At 35.4% G+C, this 22347-nt stretch carries 20 protein-coding genes; 11 read left to right on the forward strand and 9 right to left on the reverse strand.

Annotated features, from left to right (window positions below):
- The first annotated feature begins 2 nt into the window (after nt 1-2).
- The 4 genes from nuoL (at nt 3) to FOL89_RS15035 (ending at nt 7303) form a co-directional block, all read left to right on the forward strand.
- A complete protein-coding gene (gene nuoL, locus FOL89_RS15020; RefSeq protein ID WP_144283612.1) occupies nt 3-1916 on the forward strand; it encodes an NADH-quinone oxidoreductase subunit L in 1914 nt (637 codons plus the stop codon).
- Nucleotides 1916-3409 (forward strand): complex I subunit 4 family protein, encoded by a 1494-nt coding sequence (locus tag FOL89_RS15025; RefSeq protein ID WP_144283613.1) that lies wholly within the window; start codon nt 1916-1918, stop codon nt 3407-3409. Before nuoL ends, FOL89_RS15025 begins: the two co-directional genes overlap by 1 nt.
- A 130-nt stretch (nt 3410-3539) precedes the next feature.
- Nucleotides 3540-4925, forward strand: a complete 1386-nt coding sequence (locus FOL89_RS15030) for an NADH-quinone oxidoreductase subunit N (RefSeq protein ID WP_144283614.1) — start codon at nt 3540-3542, stop codon at nt 4923-4925.
- A 77-nt stretch (nt 4926-5002) separates the two neighbouring features.
- Complete coding sequence (locus FOL89_RS15035) at nt 5003-7303, forward strand: GAF domain-containing protein (RefSeq protein WP_144283615.1); 2301 nt, start codon at nt 5003-5005, stop codon at nt 7301-7303.
- 80 nt (nt 7304-7383) lie between these two features.
- Here the strand turns inward: FOL89_RS15035 and FOL89_RS17775 are convergent, their stop codons facing one another.
- The 3 genes from FOL89_RS17775 to FOL89_RS15045 form a co-directional block, all read right to left on the reverse strand.
- Nucleotides 7384-7506, reverse strand: coding sequence for a hypothetical protein (locus FOL89_RS17775; protein WP_262710818.1), 123 nt, complete (start codon nt 7504-7506; stop codon nt 7384-7386).
- 79 nt (nt 7507-7585) lie between these two features.
- Nucleotides 7586-8206, reverse strand: coding sequence for a DUF6705 family protein (locus FOL89_RS15040; RefSeq protein ID WP_144283616.1), 621 nt, complete (start codon nt 8204-8206; stop codon nt 7586-7588).
- Nucleotides 8207-8216: 10 nt separating this feature from the next.
- Entirely contained in the window at nt 8217-9746 is a 1530-nt protein-coding gene (locus FOL89_RS15045; RefSeq protein ID WP_144283617.1) for a hypothetical protein, read from the reverse strand.
- A 141-nt stretch (nt 9747-9887) separates the two neighbouring features.
- On the opposite strand from FOL89_RS15045, the gene FOL89_RS15050 reads away from it, so the two are divergent.
- Nucleotides 9888-10277, forward strand: coding sequence for a helix-turn-helix domain-containing protein (locus FOL89_RS15050; RefSeq protein ID WP_144283618.1), 390 nt, complete (start codon nt 9888-9890; stop codon nt 10275-10277).
- Between the two features lie 314 nt (nt 10278-10591).
- Here FOL89_RS15050 and hemL read toward each other — a convergent pair whose 3' ends face one another.
- The 4 genes from hemL to FOL89_RS17740 all read right to left on the reverse strand — a co-directional run bounded on the left by hemL (nt 10592) and on the right by FOL89_RS17740 (nt 14415).
- A complete protein-coding gene (hemL, locus tag FOL89_RS15055) occupies nt 10592-11875 on the reverse strand; it encodes a glutamate-1-semialdehyde 2,1-aminomutase (protein WP_144283619.1) in 1284 nt (427 codons plus the stop codon).
- Nucleotides 11876-11969: 94 nt separating this feature from the next.
- The gene (locus FOL89_RS15060; RefSeq protein WP_144283620.1) at nt 11970-13034 is read right to left on the reverse strand and encodes a glucosaminidase domain-containing protein; all 1065 of its coding nucleotides are present in this window, start codon (nt 13032-13034) and stop codon (nt 11970-11972) included.
- A gap of 65 nt (nt 13035-13099) precedes the next feature.
- Complete coding sequence (locus FOL89_RS15065; protein ID WP_144283621.1) at nt 13100-14002, reverse strand: 1-aminocyclopropane-1-carboxylate deaminase/D-cysteine desulfhydrase; 903 nt, start codon at nt 14000-14002, stop codon at nt 13100-13102.
- A gap of 83 nt (nt 14003-14085) precedes the next feature.
- Nucleotides 14086-14415, reverse strand: a complete 330-nt coding sequence (locus FOL89_RS17740; protein WP_144283622.1) for a hypothetical protein — start codon at nt 14413-14415, stop codon at nt 14086-14088.
- Between the two features lie 31 nt (nt 14416-14446).
- Between FOL89_RS17740 and FOL89_RS15075 the strand changes: the two genes are divergently transcribed.
- The 5 genes from FOL89_RS15075 to FOL89_RS15095 all read left to right on the forward strand — a co-directional run bounded on the left by FOL89_RS15075 (nt 14447) and on the right by FOL89_RS15095 (nt 18552).
- Nucleotides 14447-14632 carry a DUF5522 domain-containing protein gene (locus tag FOL89_RS15075; RefSeq protein ID WP_089742553.1) on the forward strand — a complete coding sequence of 62 codons (186 nt, stop codon included), beginning with the start codon at nt 14447-14449 and terminating at the stop codon, nt 14630-14632.
- Entirely contained in the window at nt 14629-15156 is a 528-nt protein-coding gene (locus FOL89_RS15080; RefSeq protein WP_144283623.1) for a DUF4136 domain-containing protein, read from the forward strand. The genes FOL89_RS15075 and FOL89_RS15080 overlap by 4 nt, the downstream gene beginning before the upstream one ends.
- A 253-nt stretch (nt 15157-15409) precedes the next feature.
- A complete protein-coding gene (locus tag FOL89_RS15085) occupies nt 15410-15700 on the forward strand; it encodes an HU family DNA-binding protein (RefSeq protein ID WP_034674127.1) in 291 nt (96 codons plus the stop codon).
- A 280-nt stretch (nt 15701-15980) separates the two neighbouring features.
- Nucleotides 15981-17540: an Rne/Rng family ribonuclease gene (locus tag FOL89_RS15090; protein WP_144283624.1), complete on the forward strand. Its 1560-nt coding sequence runs from the start codon at nt 15981-15983 to the stop codon at nt 17538-17540.
- A 364-nt stretch (nt 17541-17904) separates the two neighbouring features.
- Complete coding sequence (locus FOL89_RS15095; RefSeq protein ID WP_144283625.1) at nt 17905-18552, forward strand: response regulator transcription factor; 648 nt, start codon at nt 17905-17907, stop codon at nt 18550-18552.
- 74 nt (nt 18553-18626) lie between these two features.
- On the opposite strand, the gene FOL89_RS15100 is transcribed toward FOL89_RS15095, so the two are convergent.
- Both FOL89_RS15100 and FOL89_RS15105 read right to left on the reverse strand, forming a co-directional pair.
- On the reverse strand, nt 18627-19610 hold the full coding sequence (locus tag FOL89_RS15100; RefSeq protein ID WP_144283626.1) for a PLP-dependent cysteine synthase family protein: 984 nt from the start codon (nt 19608-19610) through the stop codon (nt 18627-18629).
- Between the two features lie 235 nt (nt 19611-19845).
- On the reverse strand, nt 19846-21075 hold the full coding sequence (locus FOL89_RS15105) for an ABC transporter permease (RefSeq protein ID WP_144283627.1): 1230 nt from the start codon (nt 21073-21075) through the stop codon (nt 19846-19848).
- A gap of 4 nt (nt 21076-21079) precedes the next feature.
- Between FOL89_RS15105 and FOL89_RS15110 the strand changes: the two genes are divergently transcribed.
- Nucleotides 21080-22336, forward strand: coding sequence for an exo-beta-N-acetylmuramidase NamZ family protein (locus FOL89_RS15110; RefSeq protein ID WP_144283628.1), 1257 nt, complete (start codon nt 21080-21082; stop codon nt 22334-22336).
- Nucleotides 22337-22347 lie beyond the last annotated feature (11 nt).

Below are 22347 nucleotides of genomic sequence, written 5' to 3' on the forward strand. Positions count from 1 at the left end.
GAATGGAAAATTTAATCTATACAATTGTACTTTTACCACTTATTGGCTTTCTTATCAACGGACTTTTCGGAAAAAATCTTCCTAAGATTGTAGTAGGAAGTCTGGCAACAGCTGCTGTTTTTGCATCCTTTTGCATTGCAGTAAGTTTATTTTTAAATTTCAATTCAGAAAATCCGGCGGTTGTCGTTAAAGCTTTTGAATGGTTCAGGATAAACGGAGTTCAGATCAATTTTGGGTTTCAGATAGATCAATTATCATTAATGATGGTGATGATTATCACAGGAATCGGATCTTTAATTCACCTCTACTCTATCGGATATATGAGTCATGACAAAGGTTTTTATAAGTTTTTCGCTTATCTGAATCTTTTTATCTTCTCAATGTTGCTTTTGGTCATGGGAAGCAATTACATGATTTTATTCATTGGTTGGGAAGGCGTAGGTCTTTGCTCTTATTTACTGATCGGATTCTGGTATACCAATCAGGAATATGGTAAAGCCGCAAGAAAGGCTTTCATTATGAACCGAATCGGTGACCTTGGTCTGTTGATTGGTATCTTTATGATCGCTTCTCAGACCAACTCTGTAGATTATATTTCGGTAGCACAGAATGCTGCTAAATTTGAATTGGACGGCAATATCATTATTTTCATTACTGCAAGTTTATTTATCGGAGCAATCGGTAAATCAGCTCAGGTTCCTTTATATACATGGTTACCGGATGCGATGGCGGGTCCTACTCCTGTTTCAGCATTAATTCATGCTGCAACTATGGTTACCGCCGGTATTTATTTAGTTGTAAGATCTAATTTCTTATTTACTTTAGCACCGACTGTTCAGGACGGAATTTTATTAATTGGATTCCTTACTGCAGCTTTGGCTGGTTTCTACGCTCTTCGTCAGAACGACATCAAAAAAGTTTTGGCATATTCTACCGTTTCACAGCTTGGTTTCATGTTCATCGCTTTAGGTCTTGGAGCTTACACTACAGCGATGTTTCACGTAATGACTCACGCTTTCTTCAAAGCATTATTATTCTTGGGAGCTGGTTCTGTAATTCACGCAATGAGTAACGAGCAGGATATGCGTTTTATGGGAGGTTTAAAGAAATACATTCCTCTTACTCACATCACTTTCCTTATCGGAACCTTGGCAATCTCGGGTTTCCCACTATTATCAGGGATGATTTCTAAAGATGAAATTTTAGTAGCGGCTTTTGCTAAAAATCCAATTTACTGGGTTATGTTATTTATTTTAGCGGCTGTTACGGCAACCTATATGTTCAGATTATATTATTTAACTTTCCACGGAGAATTCAGAGGTACAGAAGAGCAAAAGCATCATTTGCATGAAAGCCCATTAAACATGACTTTACCTTTGATAATCCTTGCTGTACTTTCTGTAATAGGAGGTTTTATAAATCTTCCTCATTTTATAGGTCACGGTCATTATGCTAAATTAATGGAATGGCTGAAACCTGTTTTGACAGAAGAAAGCTTCAAACAAATGGAAGCAACACTTTCGGGTGTTGATTTTAATACCGAAATGATTCTTTTGGGAGCTACAGTTTTAATGTTCTTTACCGTTTGGTTTGTTGTTAAAAACATATATGTCAACAAAAAGAAAGTAGCGAAAGCAGAAGAAGATTACACAGGCTGGGAAAAACTTTCTGCTAAGAAATTATATGTGGATGAGCTTTACAATGCTTTGATTGTAAAAACTTTTGAAGGATTGGGACGTGGCGGAAAAATGTTTGACAAAGGCGTTTTAGACCGTTTTGTAGATTACATAGGAGAAGGTGCTGAAGACAGCGGCAGATCTATGAAACGTATTCAGAACGGAAATGTAGAGAACTATGTTCTTATCATGACTTTGGCTGTGGGAATTATACTGATTGTTAACTTTATATTACAATAATGTCTTATTTACTATTAACATTATTACTATTACCTCTTGTAGGTTCGGGATTAGTTTTTGCGTGGAAAAATGCTTCCAGCAAATACTTGGCATTAGGAATTGCTTTGATTCAAATGTTGCTTACATTTTACATCCTTTCGGATTTCAGTTTTGAGCCGACGGTTGATAGTACTTTGCAGCACGAAATCAATTATCCTTGGTCACAATTTATAAAAAGCAGCCTTCGTTTCGGAATTGATGGGATGAGTATGCTTCTTCTATTGCTGACCAATATTCTGTCGCCTCTAATTATTTTATCATCATTTAACGAAAATACTGGCTACAAAAACTCATTTTACGGACTGATTCTGATGATGCAGTTTGGTCTTATCGGAGTATTTACAGCTTTAGACGGTTTATTATTCTATATTTTCTGGGAAGTAACTTTAATTCCTATCTGGTTCATCGCTGCATTGTGGGGACAAGAGAACAAAAGATTTGAGTTTACTACAAAATTTTTTGTGTATACATTCGTAGGATCCTTATTTATGTTGGCTGGATTGATTTATGTCGGAATTCATTCCGCTTCTTTTGGTTTGACAGATCTTTACAATGCGGATCTTAACGAAACTCAACAGATTGTAGTATTCTGGTTTATTTTCTTTGCATTCGCAGTAAAACTTCCGGTTTTTCCATTTCATACTTGGCAGCCGGATACCTATACTTACTCTCCTACTCAGGGATCTATGCTTTTATCAGGAATTATGCTGAAAATGGCGATCTACGGAGTCATCAGATATTTATTACCGATCACACCAACAGCGATATTAGGAATTTCAGGACAAATTGTAATTATTCTGGCTATTATTGGAATCGTGCACGGAGCTTTGATTGCCATCATTCAGAATGATATGAAAAGAATCATTGCCTATTCTTCTTTTTCCCACGTAGGATTGATGGTTGCCGGTATTTTTGCTTCAGCCGTTCTTACCTTAAGAGGAACATTTACTATTGAAGGTGCTGAAGGAGCATTGGTACAGACGTTTGCTCATGGTGTAAACGTAGCAGGATTATTTTTCTGTGCTGATATTTTATATAAAAGATTTAAAACCAGAGATATCAGACAAATGGGAGGTTTGGCAAAAGTAGCTCCTAAATTTGCAGTCCTTTTCCTTTTGATTATTTTGGGATCAATGGGTGTGCCGTTAACGAATGGATTCATTGGTGAGTTTATTCTGATCAAATCTATTTTCGATTTTAATGTTTTAGCTTCAGTGATTGCTGGTTTAACGATCATTCTTTGTGCGGTTTATCTTTTGAGATTCTATGGCAAAGCGATGTTCGGTGAAGGTGATGCAGCAGTCTTGAGTACGGCTAAAGATCTATCAGCTGTAGAATTTTCAGTTTTAGCAAGTATTGCAGTGTTTGTAATTCTTCTGGGAATATTTCCTCAGCCGATTATTGAGATGGTAGGAAGTTCGTTGAAGTTTGTATATTCATCAATGGTTAATTAAATTTAAAGAGTAAAGAAATTAAGAGAGAGGAATTAAAGAATCAAGATAAAAGTAAAAAGAAAAAGGTATCCAACCTTAAACTCTGAACCTTGAACTTCAAATTTCGCATCTCAAATCTCAAATATAAATTATGAGTGTTTTAATTATTGTTTTCCTTACAGCGGTTGCTGCACTATTCTCGGGAGTTTTTGAAAAAGGAAAATTCGCAAGATACATCGGGATTTTTGGATTAATCATCGCTTTGTATGTAAGTTTTTTACCGGAAGCTTCTTTCTTCGAAAAATACAGATTGATGTATGAATACGGAGCTAACACAGCTTTGTTTACAAAAATTTCTATTGTAACCACTTTACTGTTATTCTTCCTTGGAGGATTTGCATTCAGCAATCACAGAAATCACCAGTCAGAATTGTATGCACTGATGTTATTTGCACTTTGCGGAGGTTTCGTCTTATTCGGGTTTCAGAATCTCGTTACCTTATTCATCGGAGTTGAAATCTTGTCTATTCCGTTATATGTAATGGCGGGTTCCAATAAAACAGATTTAAGATCCAACGAAGCTTCTTTAAAATATTTCCTGATGGGCGCGTTTGCAACAGGTTTCTTATTGTTGGGAATTGCATTTATCTACGGAAGCACAGGAACATTCGATTTATACAGAATACAGGATTTCAGTACAGTAAATCCCAAAAACGGAATGCTGATTCTTGGTGCGGTATTAATGCTTTGTGCCATGGCTTTCAAAGTAGCTTTAGCGCCTTTCCATATGTGGAGTCCCGATGTTTATCAGGGTTCACCATCACTCATTACTGCTTTCATGGCAAGTGTGGTAAAAATTTCAGGATTCTTTGCATTATTCAGAGTAATGACGATCGGTTTTTCAGGAATTACCCACGAATGGATTAATATTTTAGGTGTTTTTCTAATCATCACTTTGCTGTTGGTCAACGTAATGGGGCTTGCGCAGACCAATGCCAAAAGAATGTTGGCGTATTCTTCTGTTTCTCATGCCGGTTATATCGGTTTGGTATTCTTCGGAATGAATGCATTATCAACCTATACTTTGGCTTTTTATTTATTCGCCTATTCATTAGCTACCGTTGGAGTTTTCATGTGCTTAATATGGGTTGAAAAACTAAAAAGAGAAACGTCTTACGGAGCCTTCAAAGGTTTGGCTAAATCTGAACCGCTTTTAGCAGTGGTTGCCACTATTTCATTATTATCAATGGCAGGAATACCTTTAACAGCAGGTTTCATGGGTAAATTTTCATTGTTTGCACAAGCTTTATCGAAGGATGATAATACGTTTTTGGTGATTGTAGCGGTATTAGGTTCGGCAATTTCTATTGCTTATTATTTAAGACTGATCATTGCGATGTTTTTCTATAAAGAATCAAGCTTTAAAACAACAGAAAAAGTCACCATTACTTATAATATTGTAGCCGTTGTAATTATCGCATCTTTGATTATCTTAGGAATTTTCCCTGATCTGTTTGCCAAGCAATTCGGATTATAGAAATCCTTTAAAATAAACAAAAGCACAGCCATCGGGTTGTGCTTTTTTTATAACTTTGTGCCACAAAACAATCCGGTTTGGCAGAACTGTACATAGAAGATAATCCGTTTCAGATTTTTATTTCATTCAAAAAATATTTGGATGTTCTGGAACATATCAGATATAATGATCGTTTGGAATACAGAGCCAACTATGCCGAATCTTTAATCGAAAAAACAAAAAAAATTCCCGAGTTGAGAGAAGGTTTTCAGGATCTTTCCCTCCTACAAAAACATTCTGAACTGATAAGGCTCCTTCTCGCTGATCTCTTCCCTACTGGTCTCACTCACAACGAAATTAAGGCGGCAAGTATTCCTTTGGCAGATATTACCTTCAATTATACCGAAAGGTTCAAAAATATACTTGCCGATGCAGGAACAGATTTTGAGATAAAGCTGAGAGATATCAATCAGGATGAATTTTATATTTTCTGCTGTTGCATCATCTTACAGATTCAGTACAATACCGATTTCAAAGCCAGCCTTCCGCTTTACTACGACATTCCTAATAAATACGGAATCATGAAGCATTACAAAATAACGGTCAATTCAGATTTTACGGATATTTATCCTGAAAAAGGAACACTTATTCCGGATTTGGATACGGTAGAAATGCTTTTGGAAAACATGGATGACATTTCTTTGTGGAAAAAATATTTCCCTCCAAAATCTTGGATTATGTGCGGTTTTACCATTATCTCACTTGTAGACTGTACATCAGAAGTAGCACTTTCAGATTTAAAGTCAACCATGATTGAGATTGATACTGAAAATCCTAAACCCAACGAAAATCTGCTGGAGATCTTTAAATCGTACTTTGACGTTCCCGATCTTAATTTCGGACTGATGATCTACAACAAAAAAGACAGAAAACTCGAAAATCTTCCCATTTACGAAAATGTATTTACAAGTTATATTCTGGATTTCTGGCTGAGAACTTTCAATGAAGAAGTAAGACAAACGACCCTTGAAAATATAAGTTACAATTCGAAGCCCATTGTAGTTGCCAATGTCGACAAGATGGATGAAGAAGTCAAAAAACTGCCTTCTTTTCAGCTGTTGAAGCAGGCGAATGTGAACAGTTTTATTATTATTCCGATTATGAAAAACGGTGAGCTCATGGCAATCATGGAGTTTACCTCATCACAACCCAACAGCCTGAATGGTTTAAAGCTCAAAAAAATTGAGTTTTTTACAGAAATGATTCTGTTCTCTGTTTCCCGTTTTAATTCTGAAAGAAATAACCAGATTGAGGCCATTATTCAGCGGGAATATACCACCATTCATGACAGTGTAGTGTGGAAGTTCAGAAATGAAGCAGAAAAATATTTCAATGCTGTTTTGTCTAGAAAAATCTATACACTCAAAGAAATTTCATTTAAAAATCTGTCGCCTCTTTTTGGATTTTCAGACATTCGTTCTTCTTCTGAAAAGCGTTTTAACCTGATGAAAGAAGATCTCAATGCACAGCTTGATACTCTGTATACATTGTTTACAGCGATCAATTCAGATTCAGAAAAATATCTTTTAGCTATCGAAATTTTTGAAAACGAACTGAATAACGAAATCAAGGCAGATACCGAACAAAGATTTCAGCGTCTTCTCCAGGACGAGGTTCATCCCTACCTTCAGGCAAAAGTAGAGACGGATCCCAGAGAAGAAATTAAAGAAAATATTAAGACTTATTTTAGGCAGATCAACACTCAGAATCAGCTTTTTTATCACCAGCGAAAAAATCTTGACGAATCAATAACATTGGTTAACCGGAAACTTGCGGACATTTTAGACAGCAGGCAAACTATGGCTCAGGAGATTTTCCCGCATTATTACGAACGTTTTAAGTCTGACGGAATTGAACACAATTTATATATCGGACAAAATATAGCTCCTAATCTGGATTATTCCCAAAAATACCTGAATCAGCTTCGTTTCTGGCAGCTGGAAACCATTTGCAATATGGAAACTGAGTTTAGTAAATTCAAATCATCTCTTTCGATTTCGCTGGATATTGCATCTTTAATCTTTGTTTATAACGAAAAAATAGACATCCGTTTCCGAATGGATGAAAAACGCTTTGATGTAGACGGTGCATACAATTCCTATTACGAAATCATCAAAAAAAGACTTGACAAAGCCCACATCAAAGGAAGTGAAGAAAGAATTACCGCCCCCGGGAAAATCGTCATCGTGTATTTCGGAATGGAAAACCAGAAAGAATACCTTCAGTATATTAACACTCTTCAAAAACAAAACATTCTGAAAAATGATGTCGAATTTCTGAAGGTGGAAGATCTGCAGGGAATTTCAGGACTGCTTGCTTTGAGGGTTTCGCTTAACTAAAGACTCAGAAACGCATATCCGAAAGCCAGCACCGAGATAATAATTCCTGTCATGAAAATGGTGTATGTTATAGTTACATTTTATTGTTCTGACACAATCAAGACAATTCTTGACATAGTTGCCGGAGGTGGAGCCGTTTCGCCCGAACCGCCACCACTGCTCCCGCCGCCATTGTTGGGAGGATCTATGGGCGTAATGATCATCTCATTCTGTTTCAGACACGTAGTGGTGATAATCGTATAAAAATAAAGGCAATCATATTAAGAAAGCCTTTGTTTTTCGCTACTGTTTCACCAGGACCACATTATTGGGCAGCTCAAAAGTTGGTTTTCCTACGTAGAAACTTGCCGGATTGCCACAATAAGACATTAAGCCGTTATACTGTATTTTAATTTTGGGGGCAACCCCGATTATATTAAAATCTATTGGATAAATATCGGTATTGGTTAAAATATTCAATGGAATATCGGTAATAGAACCGGATAAAAACAATTCATTGTTATATTTATTGAGGCTGAATGTTCCATATTTTTTTCCCTGATCATTACTTAGATTCTCGAAACTGCTAATTAAAGGGAGATCCAAATTATCTACTACAACAACTCCGTTTTTGATATATTTGTAAGTAACCAATAATTCATCCCTATAAGTCTTTCTAATACTTTCATAAAACATTGTTACTTTCTGAATTTTGAGGATTAACGTCTTCTCTGTTCCTTGGTATTTCCAGACTCCTATATACGGATCAAGCTGATTCTGAGTGTCTTTTACATAATCTCCTTTTTCTCGAAAGTAATCTTCATCAAATGAATCATTAAATGTCAATGTTCTTAAAACGGGTTGCTGTGCTTTACATGAACAGTTCATGATGATAAGTACTAATAATACAATATATTTTTTCATAATCTTTTTTTTAATTACAGTTAGCGGTTTTCAAATTATTATTTTCATCTAAATAAAGCTTTTTCCAGTTCTTAAAGTTAGAATCACTTTCATACAATTCCATTCCTGTTATTCCAGAATCTTTTATCATGTTTAATAAACCTGTAGTTTGTTGCCTTTTCGTCATACTCCATTTTATATCAAGTTCGTAAGTCTTTTCAATTTTTTGTAAGTTATTCTTAATATAATCTGAAAAATCAATGATAGCTTGTTTGTTTGTAAGTTTAATGGCAAAAGTACCACGATTGGTAGTAACATACATCCCCAACGTGTGTACAGGGGCTGTAGAGTTTTCTACCAATTGAGCCAAAGCGATAAAATCACTTGAAGAGAATACAGTATAGGTTTTAATAACATTCAGGTTATTCAAATGACAGTGCATAAACCCTGTAATATCAGGTTCTTTATTCCAATCTACTTCCAACTCTACAAAAGAGCCTCCGTTACTGTCTACAGCTCCATATTTTTTGTTTCCATACTTAGGAGAAGTATTATACATTGTTATTCCTGCTTCTGCAATCCCATTAGCATCACCGCTGAGCTCCTGCATTTTTTCTGTGAAAGCATTATCAATACTTTTATTAATCAGATCCTTGCAGGGTGTACTTTTAGGAGGATAATTCGGTAAGCTCGGCAAACCAATGGTACACCCGTTCTCATCGGTAAAACCAGGTTGTGGGTCGGTCGGGATGATTGTTCCTGTACATGGCGGGTTGTTGTTTGCAGGAGGAGTGTAGATTCCGCCGGGACCGCCGCCACTTCCCCCGCCTGTATCAATCGGGGTAATTACATCATCCTTCTGGTCTATACAGGTGGTGGTTACAATGGTGTAGAGAATGGGAGGCGTTCCCTGTTCCAGTCCCTGATAAATAGGGCAGCTCTCGTAATTGGAGCCGTCATGATGCTGAGTACCACTACAAGATGCCCAATAGCTGTATGATGAGGTAGAGCATACCATTCTCGCCAGCTGGCTGCCGCCATTGAAAGTGCCGTTTGCCAGCTCAGTAACCTGTGTTTTACCTTTGGTATCCACAGACAAACCTGCCTGAAGCTTTGCTTTTTCTGCTGCGGTAAGGTTGTAGGCAATGAGAAGCTCTTTGTATGTACCATCCGGAAGCGGAGTCAGCAGAAGGTTTTCCAAAGGAGCATCTGCGGGAGCATTATCCCGGACAATATGAAAGGTATAGGTGTGATAGTTGGGTCCGTTCTCAATATAGATCACGTCATCGGTATCTATGGAAACTCCATTTCCGTAATCAATTACCCGTCCGTTTGCATTGACTTTCGAGAAAGCAGCAATTCCTTTCTTTGCTTTTTGAAGCTCGGGTAAAAGCTTTGTTCTGTGTTTCGCTTCGTTGAGGGAAATTCTTTGGGAAGTCAGCCGCAAGCCGGTGTTGCCGTGCGCTTCTTCTTCGTTGTGAAATTCTTCGGTGCGGCAGGAGAATGCCGAGACACCGACCAGGAACATCAGGCAGAGCCTGAGAAATAAATGTTTTTTCATAAGCATTTATGTTTTAATGGTTTAAAGATATAAATTTTTCTGAAACAAAAATGAAAAAAAACATCTGAAAAACAATGCCCTGTTTTTGATGCATCATTATTTTAATAAAAAAATTATATTTGCCTTAGCTAAACAGAGATCATGAATACAACCATTGGAAAAAGAATACGAACCTTCAGAGAAAACAAAGGTTTCTCGCAGGAAGAACTGGCAGAAAAACTGCACATTTCACGGTCTACGTATCAAAGGATAGAAAACGGTGAAACCAACTCCTGGATCAACCATATCGAAAATATCTGCCATTCTTTAGAGGTAAATCTGGACGATATTTTGAAGCCGGAGGAAGGATATACCCAGATAAATAAAGAATATTCAACCAATGAAAATTCCAGCAACAATATGATTCAAAATCAAACAAATAATTACAATATTTCAGAAAAAATGCTGGAAAATCTTTATGACACCATTGCTTCTCTTAAAGAAGAGAACAGATTGTTAAAAGAAGAAATCAATCTTTTAAAATCAAAATAAAACCAACGGATAACATCAGTTTTCTGAGGTTTAAAAAGGATTTTAGAAGAATAAAAAAGTCATTAGTCTTTCTTTTTAAAATGAGACGTGTCAACCGATAAAATGACACGTCTTATTTTACTAAATAATGCGCATGAATTGTTCAGTTTATCCGCGTCAATTTAGAGATTAGTACGCATGAGTTTTTTACAGCTGCTAAGCCGCTTTCTAAAACGTCCGTATCTTTTCTTTAAAACGTCCGTAGGTTTTAATGAAAACGTCCGCATCTTTTCAGTAAAAGATGCGGACGTTTTTTATTGTGGTTAGAAACAGCTCTATAAGCTTTCAAATTTCCTTACCGCTTCCAGCGTCATCTCAATTTCGTTTTCTTTGATGGCATCACTGATAAAATAGGTTTCATAGCCACTTGGCGGAAGATAAATTCCGTTGGTGAGCATATGATGGAAGAAACGGTTGAATGTTTCGTGGTTGGCTTGCTGCGCTTCATCAAAATTAGAAACGCTTTCGCTGTCGAAAAAAACAGACATCATCGAACCTTGTCTGTTGATGGTATGTGCCATCCCTTTTTCCGATAAAATTTTTCCGATTTCGGTATCTAAAATTTCGGTAGTTTTTTCCAGTCTGCTGAAAAATCCTGCGTCGTTTTTAATGATCTGCAAAGTTTTTAAACCGGCTCTCATCGCCAGAGGATTTCCGCTTAATGTTCCTGCCTGATAAACCGCACCTTTCGGAGCCAGATGATCCATGATTTCGTTTCTAGCTGCAAAAGCTCCTACCGGAAGTCCGCCTCCGATTACTTTTCCGTACGTTACCAAATCTGCTTTTACGCCATACAATTCCTGCGCTCCGCCAAAAGCCAGTCTGAAACCCGTCATTACTTCGTCAAAAATTAGCAAAGCTCCGTTTTCATCACAGATTTTTCTCAATTCCTGAAGAAAATTATTTTCAGGAAGTACACATCCCATATTTCCGGCAACAGGCTCAATGATCACCGCAGCAATTTCCTCCTGATTATTAGCGAAAAGATCTTTTACCTGTTCTACATCATTGTATCTTGCCAGCAAGGTATCTTTTGCCGTTCCCGCAGTTACGCCCGGAGAATTCGGATTTCCGAAAGTCGCCGCACCACTTCCCGCTTTTATTAAAAATGAATCTGAATGCCCGTGATAACAGCCTTCAAACTTTATAATCTTATCTCTTCCTGTAAAACCTCTTGCCAGTCTGATCGCACTCATACAGGCTTCGGTTCCTGAAGAAACCATTCTGATCTGGTCTATATTCGGAACATTTGTGGTGATGAATTTTGCAATTTCGGTTTCCAGTTCTGTCGGAGCACCAAAAGAAAAACCTTTCTCCGCCTGAGTTTTAAGCTCTTCCAAAACTTCGGGATGAGTATGCCCTAAAATTGCCGGACCCCAGGAATTGATGTAATCAATATATGTATTATCATCAGCATCAGTAAGATATGCCCCTTTTGCAGATTTCATAAAAACAGGCACTCCGCCTACGGATTTGAATGCACGGACAGGAGAATTGACACCTCCCGGAATGTATTGGTTAGCTTCATTAAATAAAGCTGAACTTCTTTGATATTTCATTTTATTATTTGAATAGTGGTCAGCAAATTAGTTGATCAATAAAAATTCTTGTCAGTCAAACCAACGGCGATCAACTAAGATCCGGCAAACCGTTTTAGTTTTTAGGCTTTTTGTCGATTAAATAAATCAGCTGTCCGGCAGAAGGTTTCTGCCCTTCATTCATTCTGTTTTTTGCGTAGAGTTTATTTAATTTAATTCCGAATTTTTGGGCAATGTCATACATATCTTCTCCGTATGCAGCTTTGTAAGTTGGGGTATTTCCGTCAGAATTTTTAGATTCCAGAAAAACAATGGCATTTTTTTTCAGAACATCAGATTCCAGCTCGTTCCATTTCAGAATTTTACTTTCGCTGATTTTAAATTTATCTGCAATATATTTCACATTCGTATCTTCAGGAATAACCACATATTTTAACCCATCATTTGGATGGCTTTTGATCAAAAGAGTATTTAAAGTTTCTTCCTTTTTGATTCTTTGTACCCTCTTCTTTTGTTCTGCGTAAGACGTGGCTTTATAAGGAACCGTTACGGTAACAGGCTGAGAAGCTTTTTTTGTTTCTTTCACCTGTTTCGCAGGCTCTAAACTTGCCATGAAAACTCTGTCGTCTTTCAGATCAGGATATTTTTTAAGAAGTGCATAAGTAACTTCTTTTGAATTGACCTCATCAAATTCGTACAGTTTATATTTTTCAATTTTTCCGATGAGAATGGATGCGTAACGTGGATTGGTAGCATATCCTGCCTTTTTCAGACCGTGAGCCCAGGCTTTATAATCCTTCATATCAAGGTCAAAAAGTTTGGTATAATACTTTCTGGTCGCCAAAAATACGGAGTGATCTTCATAAGATTGTTTCGGATCATCATAAACACGAAAACATTCATTGGGAGCATCATCAGTGTGCTTCATTGTTTTCCCGGTCCAGTCTTCTTTACATTTTATTCCGAAATGATTTTTACCTTCCTGAGCGAGACGGCTTTGTCCGCCTCCTGTTTCCAAAAGTCCCTGTGCAAGCGTAATTGAAGCCGGAATTTTATATTTTTCCATTTCCTCTACCGCATATTGCGCAAACTTTTGAATGTACTGATCTTCTGTCGCCCAGGTCTGAGCTGAAAATTTTGATAAAACTAAAAGGCTAATGAGTAAAAAAAGTCTTTTCATCTTATTTTATTTTAATGTTTAAAATGAAAAATGGAATGCCTGACGCTTCCTGTTTTCTATTTAGATTATATAATTAAAATTCTGTTCTGCTTTTCCAAAAGTAAATTGGCTCCTTCAATTCCCTGCAAACCTCCTGTATGAAAACACAGAACCCTGCTTCCTTCAGGGAAATATCCTTCATCAATCATCTCAAAAATTTTTTGCATCATTTTTCCTGTATAAACCGGATCTAAGGAAATATTGTGTTTTAGTTTAAAATCATTAATAAAACGAATGTTATCATCATTTATTTTACCATAACCGCCTAAAGAAGCATCTGTTAATACGTAATTTTCCTTTCGGGTAAGTCCGGAAATTTTTTCCTCTAAAGAATTATCCTGTACCACCTTAAGACCTATTACTTTTTGGCTGTCTTCACAAAATTCTGTGATTCCTGCAACAGTTCCTCCGGTTCCAACTGCTGTGCAAAGATAGTCAAAAACTTTTGTTTGCTCATTCAGCATCATTTTAATGCCTTTTACAGCGTTTTGATTGGTTCCTCCTTCGGGAATAATTAAAGCATTCGGAAATTCCTGCTGCAAAAATTCGCTAAGTTTTTCTTTATAACGGTATTCTTCACGGGTTACGAATCTGAGGTTCATCCCATTTCTCTTGGCAATCAGCAAAGTAGGATTTTCCCGCCATTTTTGTTCAAGCTCCTCTCCTCTTATTATTCCTAAAGTTTTAATAACTGAAATATTTCCAAAGGCTGCAACTGCCGAGATGTGATTTGAAAAAGCTCCGCCAAATGTGATGATTAAAGGATTCTCCGGTTTATTTTCTAAATACTGACTGATGTTGTAAAAAAGTTTCCAGTATTTGTTTCCCGAAATCTGAGGATGAATAAGATCTTCTCTTTTCATAAAGAGTTGGATGTTTTTCTCCACCGGAATTTCAATAATCGGAATATCAATCTCTGGAATTTTCATTGAGGCAAATTTCCTGAATTTATTTTAATTAAACATTTCTGATGAAGTTAAAAAAATGTAAAAACTTCTATAAATGATTAAAATCAGGACAGATATTTACAAAATGACCACAATTTTCTTTTTTTCAGATAATTAAGATCATGTTCCATTGCGTAAGCTTCTCTCTCAAAGGAAATGGAATGATAAGCAAGATAAGCATTTTTCAATTTGAAAAAATGATAATAATATTCGGCAATATACCATAAATAGAAAAAAATAATAAATAATTCCAGCTGTTGTCTGAGATGAATTTTTTCGTGGTTGATCAAAACTTTATTGCACTTATCCTCAGGTTTTTTAATTAAAATAAAAGGAAAAAGCGTAATGCCGTTTATTTTTGTATTTTTGAGCAGGAATTGGCACACAATTATCATGATAACAAATATAAAAGTTTTGATTTAACTTATGGCAAATTTTGACATCAAAGAGCATGAAGACTTTTACTACAATGAGCAGGGATACAAAGTTTTCACGGAAAAATTTCATCTCAAACGAGGATATTGCTGTAAGAGCGGATGCAAACATTGTCCGTACGGATACGATAAAAAGACAGACACATTCAATAAAAACATTAAAAAATCAATACAATGAAAAAATATATTTTTATTTTACTTGCCGCAGGATTAACTTTAAGCTCATGCAGCCCTTTTAAGGTACGTTCAGATTACGCGCAGACTGCCGATTTTTCAACGTATAAAACATATAAACTCAGAATTGATGATCTTAAACTGAATGATATTGATAAAGACAGAGTTTTAAACGAACTCTCAAAACAGCTTCAGATGAAAGGCCTTTCGTCATCAAATACACCCGATCTTATTATTAACGTAAAAGCGAATCACAAAAAAATCACTGACATTAATACCACCAACCCAGGCGGAATGTGGGGTTGGGGCGGCGGTTTCGGTTGGGGAATCGGGATGAATAGAACCTGGACAAGTAATTATAATGAAGGAGCTGTCATTGTAGATATGATTGATGCTCAGAGTCAAAAACTGGTTTGGCAAGGAATAGGAAGTGGTATTTCGGTTGACCGTCCGAAAGCAAAACAAAAGCAAATCCCTCAGATTATGTCAGAAATTATGGCAAACTATCCTCCGGGAATGAAAAAATAATTAAATTATGACTACATTTGAAAGCCGTTACAGAAATGTTTCGGCTTTTTACTTTAAATTAAAACAGGTGATTAGAGAGTTATTCTAAGATAATAAGGGTAATTTAGCGTTATAATTTGAATTTAATAAGTTGAAAACTATACTAAACATAAAATTGTCAGGGATTTATGCGAAATATTTTCACTGTTAATTTGTGACTATTCAATTTTTTTAACTAAATTTGCACACCTAAAATTTAAAATTTACAAAGGAAATGACAAAGGCAGAATTGGTAAACACCATCTCAAATAAATTGGGGACCGAAAAGAATGAAACACAGAAAGTTGTAGAAGCTTTTATGCAGGAGATCAGAACTTCTATGTATAATGGAGACAATGTTTACTTAAGAGGGTTTGGATCATTCATCGTGAAAACAAGAGCAGCAAAAACGGGAAGAAACATCTCAAAAAACACTGCAATAGAAATTCCTGCACACAATATTCCTGCTTTCAAACCATCAAAATCTTTTGTGGAGAAAGTAAAGACCAAAGTTGCAGTAAAATAAAAAAATTTAATATTAACGATTTACTAAAAAAATTAACATTATGCCAAGCGGAAAGAAAAGAAAAAGACACAAGGTTGCAACTCACAAAAGAAAGAAAAGAAGAAGAGCAAACAGACATAAGAAAAAATAATCTCACGCGAGGTTTTTAATATAATAATATAGTTGGTGCATTTTAATTTTATTATTCACCGACTATATTTTATTATGTAAACAAATGGAAATGACGATCTGATAACAGATTTTTATTTCATCATCAATCTTTTTATCTTTAATTTTAACAATGAAGAAAGAACTAATCGTTTCGTATGAAGATGATCTTACAAAGATTGCTTTGCTGGAAGACGGAAGACTATGTGAACTTCATGAGGAAGAAGACAAAAATGATTTTGTTGTAGGAGATTTATTTATCGGGAAAGTAAAAAAACTGGCACCGAATCTTAATGCAGCGTTTGTAAATATCGGATATGATAAAGACGCTTTTCTGCATTATCAGGATTTGGGACCGCAATATCTTACCTACCGGAAATTCCTGAAGGATTCTGTTTCAAAAAAACAAACCAACTCCAGCCTGAAAAACTTTGAAATTCAGCCTGAGATTGATAAAAACGGAACCGTAGACAAAATCATAGCTAAAGATGATATAGTTTTATTACAAATTACCAAAGAGCCTATTTCAACCAAAGGACCGAGAATTTCTACACAAATATCCTTAACAGGACGTTTTTTGGTTTTGATACCTTTCGACAATAAAGTATCTATCTCAAAAAAAATAGGCAGTTCTGAAGAAAAAGTAAGACTACGTACTCTGATTAACAGTATAAAGCCTGAAGGTTTCGGCGTTATTATCAGGACAGTGGCAGAAGGTAAAAAAGTAGCAGATCTCCATAATGACATGAATCAGCTGATTCAGAAATGGGAAAATACTTTTAAAAATATTCAGAAAAATAAAGTTCCGTCAAAAGTTTTGAGCGAAGATGATAAAGCTTCTTCGATTCTCAGAGACAACTTTAATCAGGATTTTGTAAATATCATTTGCGATGACGAGCAAATGGTAATCGAAATGAAAAACTATCTTGAAGTCATTGCTCCTGAACGTAAAAATATTGTTCAGTTTTATGACTCACACATTCCTCTATTAGAATATTACAATGTTGAAAAACAACTAAAACAAAGTTTCGGAAAACATGTTAATATTCCCAGTTCCAAAGGCGCTTATCTTGTCATAGAACACACAGAAGCGCTTCACGTCATCGACGTGAACTCCGGAAACAATATCACAGCCGGAAACACTGCCAATAAAGAACATGCACTGAACGTGAATAAAATGGCAGCCACAGAAATAGCAAGACAACTTCGTCTTCGTGATATGGGCGGCATTATCGTTGTAGATTTTATCGATATGACCAACCCTGATCACAGAAAAGATCTTTATGAGCATTTCAAAACAGAAATGAGCAGGGACAAAGCACGTCACAAAATTTTACCGCCAAGTAAGTTTGGGCTGATACAAATTACACGACAAAGAAACCGTCCCGAAAAACAAATTGATACCAAAGAAGAAAATCCTAATAAAGACGGAGAAATTGTAGCTCCGATCGTTATTGTGGAAAAAATGGGTGAAACCATCAGAAACATCATGCAAAAAGAAAAAGGTAAACTTTTCTTACATGTACATCCCTTTGTAGAAGCTTATCTGACTAAAGGTATGAAGAGCATACAGATGAAATGGTTTTTAAAATACAAAAAATGGGTAACCATTATCCCAAGAGATTCTTTCAGATATCTGGAATACAAAATTTATAATTCTAAAAAAGAAGAACTGAGCGGTTATTCCAATTAACAGCCCATCTAAGCCTCCAATTTCGGAGGCTTTTTTTATTCTAGTTTATTGAATTTACCCCATATTTTTTTGTTTTTAATTTATTTTTATACATTCTTTCACTTTTTTTGATTCTTATTCAATTCCCTACTTGTATATATTATTCACTCGCAAAAAATTTTAAAGGCAATGTCAGACCGCAAAAACACAAAATAATTAAATAAATAAAATTAAAAATATATCACTAAAATTAGATATAACAGCAATAATTTGCGAATTTGATAAAATAAATACCTTATAATAATTAAATAATTCAAATACATCAAAAAATAGCGCAAATAATTAAATAATATTCATATATTTAAACACTGAAAACTATTCCATGATGAAGCCAAAGTTAATTATCTTTGACGAGTCACTGCTGTATGCAGAAGGCTTGTCAAAACTTCTTGTACAAAACAAGATTTTTAGTACTGTCGAAATTTTTAATTGTTACAAAAAAATTTCTGAGTATCTAAAGAAAGAGCCTCCGGAATTCCTTATGATAGGAACCACTACGATGATGCTTACAGAAATACATTCTTTAGTTCAGGACACCTTACTTCAACACAAGTCTACAAAAATTATCATTATAGGACATTCTTTCGATATTTTAAGCATACGAAAACTGTTTAACAAAGGAATTAAATGTTATTTGGATAAAAACAGTCCTTACGAAGAGTTGCTGAAGTCTATCAGTACATTATTGAATGATGATACCTATGTCTGTAATCATGTAAAAGAAATGATGATTAATTACATCAGTCATGAAGAAGAAAAGCATGATTCTCAGATTAGAGAATCTTTAACAAAAAGAGAACTGGAAATTTTAAAACATATTTGCAACGGACTTAGCAGCAAAGACATCAGCGAAAAACTTTTTATAAGCATCAATACTGTAGAAACTCACAGAAAAAGAATTCTGATGAAGCTGAATGTAAAAAATTCTGTCGGAGTGGTAAAATATGCTCTAGAAAATAATATTTTCAATTAAATCAACTTACTATTTATAAATAAAAAACTCAGAGTATTTGCTCTGAGTTTTTAGTGCGCTATAAAAATGATGAGCTAGTCTAGCCATCCCATTTCTTTCATCCATTCATCATTGTAGATTTTACCTACATATCTGGAACCATGATCGTGAAACAGCACAACAATCACATCATCTTTAGTAAACTGATCTTTCATCTGTACCAATGATGCAATTGCACTTCCTGCAGAATATCCGCAGAAGATACCTTCTTCCTTTGCCAGTTTTCTTGCATATACAGCTCCGTCTTTATCGGTAACCTTTTCAAAATGATCAATTACCGACATATCATAGTTTTCCGGCAAAATATCTTCACCAATTCCTTCTGTAATATAAGAATAAGCATTTTCAAGATGAATTTCACCCGTTTCGTGAATTTCTTTAAGAATAGATCCGTAAGTATCTACTCCAATGATTTTAATATTAGGATTTTTTTCTTTAAAATACATTCCGCAACCTGTAATAGTGCCTCCGGTTCCCGCTCCTACTAAAAAGTGAGTAAGTTTGCCTTCAGTCTGTTCCCAGATCTCAGGAGCTGTAGACTCATAATGGGCAGTTCTGTTAGACAAATTATCATATTGGTTCACATACCAACCGTTTTCGGTTTCCGTCGCCAATCTTTTAGAGACAGAATAATAAGAACGTGGATCTGTAGGCTTTACATCTGTAGGACATACAATTACTTCTGCACCCACTGCACGAAGAATATCACATTTTTCTTTAGATTGTTTAGAATTGGTTACAAAAATACATTTGTATCCTTTGATGATGGCTGCCAAAGCCAATCCCATTCCTGTATTTCCTGAGGTTCCTTCAATGATGGTTCCTCCAGGCTTCAGTCTTCCGTCTTTTTCGGCATCCTCGATCATTTTCAGAGCCATTCTGTCCTTTACCGAGTTACCGGGATTGAACGTTTCAACTTTTGCCAAAACCAAAGCCGGAAAATCTTCTCCCAGAACTTTATTCAGTTTTACAAGCGGAGTATTTCCAATGGTTTCGAGTATATTTTCTGCGTATTTCATAAATCTTTTATAAGCGGCACAAAGATAAGGCTTTCAAAATAATTACCGCAAAACTAAATTATATGAGACCAATCATTTAATAGTTCTTAGATCAAAAAATTTTTTGGAGCTTCTTCCCGCTTTCCGTTACAATCTTTTTTTTCAAAAAAGGATTTCCTCTTCAATCGGGGCTAGAGATTTGCCAATACACGAAAAATTCAGCTAAAATAAAATTCAGCTAAACAGTTTGTAGTAATTAATTATATTTAATTGCTTTTACAGGAGAAATCTTACTGATCAGGTAACTTGGGATCACTAATGCCAATCCGGAAATAATTAAAATTCCAACAGAAATAGAAATAATCACCAAAGGATTAAGATCTACCGGAACTACACTTACATAATAATTCTCAGGATTGAGTGTGATAATTCCGAAGAATTTTTGTGCAATCAAAAGTCCAAGACCAATCATATTACCATATAAAAGTCCGGGAATCATAATAATTAAAGTATAATTGATAAATGTTGCACGGATCTGCCCATTGGTTGCACCTAAGGTTTTAAGAAGTCCTATAGAATTAGTGCGTTCGATAATAAGAATCAGTAAAACCATAATGATATTAATAATCACCACCAAAAGCATAATAGAAATAATGATCCCGATATTTGTATCAAAAAGACCGATCCAATCGTTGATCTGAGGATATTTATCGGTTACTTTTTCCGCATAGTTTTTATAGCCTATAAATTTTTCAACTTCAGGAAAATCTTCCTCAATATTATTTATATTTTTAAAGAAAACATCAAGTCCGCCAATTTCGTCATCTTTCATCTCAAGAATTTTTTTGGCATGCTTGATGTCCCCGATGACAAACTGATCGTCAATCATTTTGATATCGGTTTTATAAATTCCGATCACTTCAAATTTTCTGTAAATTGGTTTCTGATCAGCTTTTGAAAACACTGTTACAATACTGTCATTTACTTTCAGATGTAAATCTCCTGCCAATTTTTGCGAAATAGCAACACCATTATTATATCCGTCTTCATTAAAGAAAGGCGTTTTACCTGCAACTATAAATTTCTTGAAGCGTAAACTGTCAAAATCTTTCGCTACTCCTTTAAAAATGATCCCTGCAAAACTATGTTCGTTTCGCATGATCCCTGTAACCATCGCATATTTCTGAACAGCTGCAACATCAGGAAGTGACTGAATTTTTTTAATATCCAACCCTTCATTATCTAAAACAGAAGTATTGTAGGAAGAATTTGATTTGGTAGATTTTACTGTAATGTGTCCGCTGAAATCAGCAAGCCTTTCCTTAATTGCTTTTTTTGAACCCAATCCTGTAGAAACAGTGATGAGTGACACGATGATTCCCAAAGCCACAGACAGTCTGCCGATGAAGATAATCACCCGGGAAAGGTTATTTTTGTTATCTTTGGAAAACGCTATTTTTCTGGAGAAATATAATGGAAATTTCAAGCTTATGAATTTAAATTTCAAAATTAAAACATTACTTCTTATTTGCCTAATTTTTTTGGGTGTATTCAATATATATTATTCTCAAACATCAGATAAAGATTTCAAAACAGGAGCAGATCAGCCGGAAAAATATCTTGGGCTTCTGAAAAATAAAAAAGTGGCGGTGGTAACCAATCAGACAGGTATTGTAACGAGAGTGGAATATTATAATGCAGCAAAAGATCCTTCAACCGGTTGTGCAAAAGCAATAAAAACAGATACCTTAAGCATTGTCGACTTTTTAGTTGAAAATAATATTGATGTCAAATCTATTTTTGCGCCTGAGCATGGTTTCAGAGGCGACGCAGATGCAGGAGAAAAAGTAAAAAACGGAATAGATGTGAAAACAGGTATCCCTATTGTTTCTCTTTATGGATCTAATAAAAAGCCAAAACCAGAGCAATTGAAAGGAATTGATGTTGTTGTTTTTGATATTCAGGATGTCGGTGTAAGATTCTACACTTATATCTCAACTTTAACTTATTTGATGGAAGCAGCCGCCGAAAATAACGTGGAAGTAATGGTTCTGGATCGACCAAATCCTCATGACGGATATATTGACGGACCTGTTTTAAAGAAAAAATGGGAAAGTTTTGTCGGAATGCACGAAGTTCCTGTAGTGTATGGACTAACCATCGGAGAATACGGAAAAATGGTGAATGGGGAAAAATGGCTCAAAAATGGGATTCAGGCTCAGTATACATTGATTCCGATGAAAAATTATCATAAGAAGAAACGCTATCCTATTTCTGAAAAACCCTCCCCTAATTTACCTAATGATCAATCAATTAATCTTTACCCGAGTTTGTGTTTTTTTGAAGGAACGCAGGTTTCTGTAGGAAGAGGAACAGATCTTCCATTTCAGGTTTACGGCTCTCCCTGGACAAAAAATCTGCCTTATCAGTTTACTCCAAAGCCTAATTTCGGCGCAAAAGATCCTTTCCTGAATGGTAAACTGTGCTATGGCGAAAATCTCTCCGATTATCCAAAAAAAATACAAGAATTGAATCTGGAATGGCTTATAAAAGCTTATAAAAATTATAATAATCCACAGCAGAGCTTCTTTCTGAAAAATTTATTTTTTGATAAACTTGCCGGTTCGGATGAGCTTCGCAAGCAGATTATTGCCGGAAAATCTGTAAAAGAAATAAAATCATCTTGGAAAGCTGATCTCGAAAGATTTTCAAAAATCAGAAAGAAATATATTATATATAATGATTGATTTAATTAAAA

The organism is Chryseobacterium echinoideorum, from assembly GCF_007474535.1.
Lineage (GTDB): Bacteria > Bacteroidota > Bacteroidia > Flavobacteriales > Weeksellaceae > Chryseobacterium > Chryseobacterium echinoideorum.

Coding starts and splice junctions, on each gene's coding strand:
- FOL89_RS15060 (WP_144283620.1), bottom strand. CDS start 13,034: ATGAAAAGACTTTTTTTACTCATTAGCCTTTTAGTTTTATCAAAATTT.
- FOL89_RS15085 (WP_034674127.1), top strand. CDS start 15,410: ATGACAAAGGCAGAATTGGTAAACACCATCTCAAATAAATTGGGGACC.
- FOL89_RS15050 (WP_144283618.1), top strand. CDS start 9,888: ATGAATACAACCATTGGAAAAAGAATACGAACCTTCAGAGAAAACAAA.
- FOL89_RS17740 (WP_144283622.1), bottom strand. CDS start 14,415: ATGATAATTGTGTGCCAATTCCTGCTCAAAAATACAAAAATAAACGGC.
- FOL89_RS15030 (WP_144283614.1), top strand. CDS start 3,540: ATGAGTGTTTTAATTATTGTTTTCCTTACAGCGGTTGCTGCACTATTC.
- FOL89_RS15025 (WP_144283613.1), top strand. CDS start 1,916: ATGTCTTATTTACTATTAACATTATTACTATTACCTCTTGTAGGTTCG.
- FOL89_RS17775 (WP_262710818.1), bottom strand. CDS start 7,506: ATGATCATTACGCCCATAGATCCTCCCAACAATGGCGGCGGGAGCAGT.
- FOL89_RS15075 (WP_089742553.1), top strand. CDS start 14,447: ATGGCAAATTTTGACATCAAAGAGCATGAAGACTTTTACTACAATGAG.
- FOL89_RS15110 (WP_144283628.1), top strand. CDS start 21,080: ATGAATTTAAATTTCAAAATTAAAACATTACTTCTTATTTGCCTAATT.
- FOL89_RS15100 (WP_144283626.1), bottom strand. CDS start 19,610: ATGAAATACGCAGAAAATATACTCGAAACCATTGGAAATACTCCGCTT.
- FOL89_RS15040 (WP_144283616.1), bottom strand. CDS start 8,206: ATGAAAAAATATATTGTATTATTAGTACTTATCATCATGAACTGTTCA.
- FOL89_RS15090 (WP_144283624.1), top strand. CDS start 15,981: ATGAAGAAAGAACTAATCGTTTCGTATGAAGATGATCTTACAAAGATT.
- FOL89_RS15080 (WP_144283623.1), top strand. CDS start 14,629: ATGAAAAAATATATTTTTATTTTACTTGCCGCAGGATTAACTTTAAGC.
- nuoL (WP_144283612.1), top strand. CDS start 3: ATGGAAAATTTAATCTATACAATTGTACTTTTACCACTTATTGGCTTT.
- FOL89_RS15065 (WP_144283621.1), bottom strand. CDS start 14,002: ATGAAAATTCCAGAGATTGATATTCCGATTATTGAAATTCCGGTGGAG.
- hemL (WP_144283619.1), bottom strand. CDS start 11,875: ATGAAATATCAAAGAAGTTCAGCTTTATTTAATGAAGCTAACCAATAC.
- FOL89_RS15045 (WP_144283617.1), bottom strand. CDS start 9,746: ATGAAAAAACATTTATTTCTCAGGCTCTGCCTGATGTTCCTGGTCGGT.
- FOL89_RS15095 (WP_144283625.1), top strand. CDS start 17,905: ATGAAGCCAAAGTTAATTATCTTTGACGAGTCACTGCTGTATGCAGAA.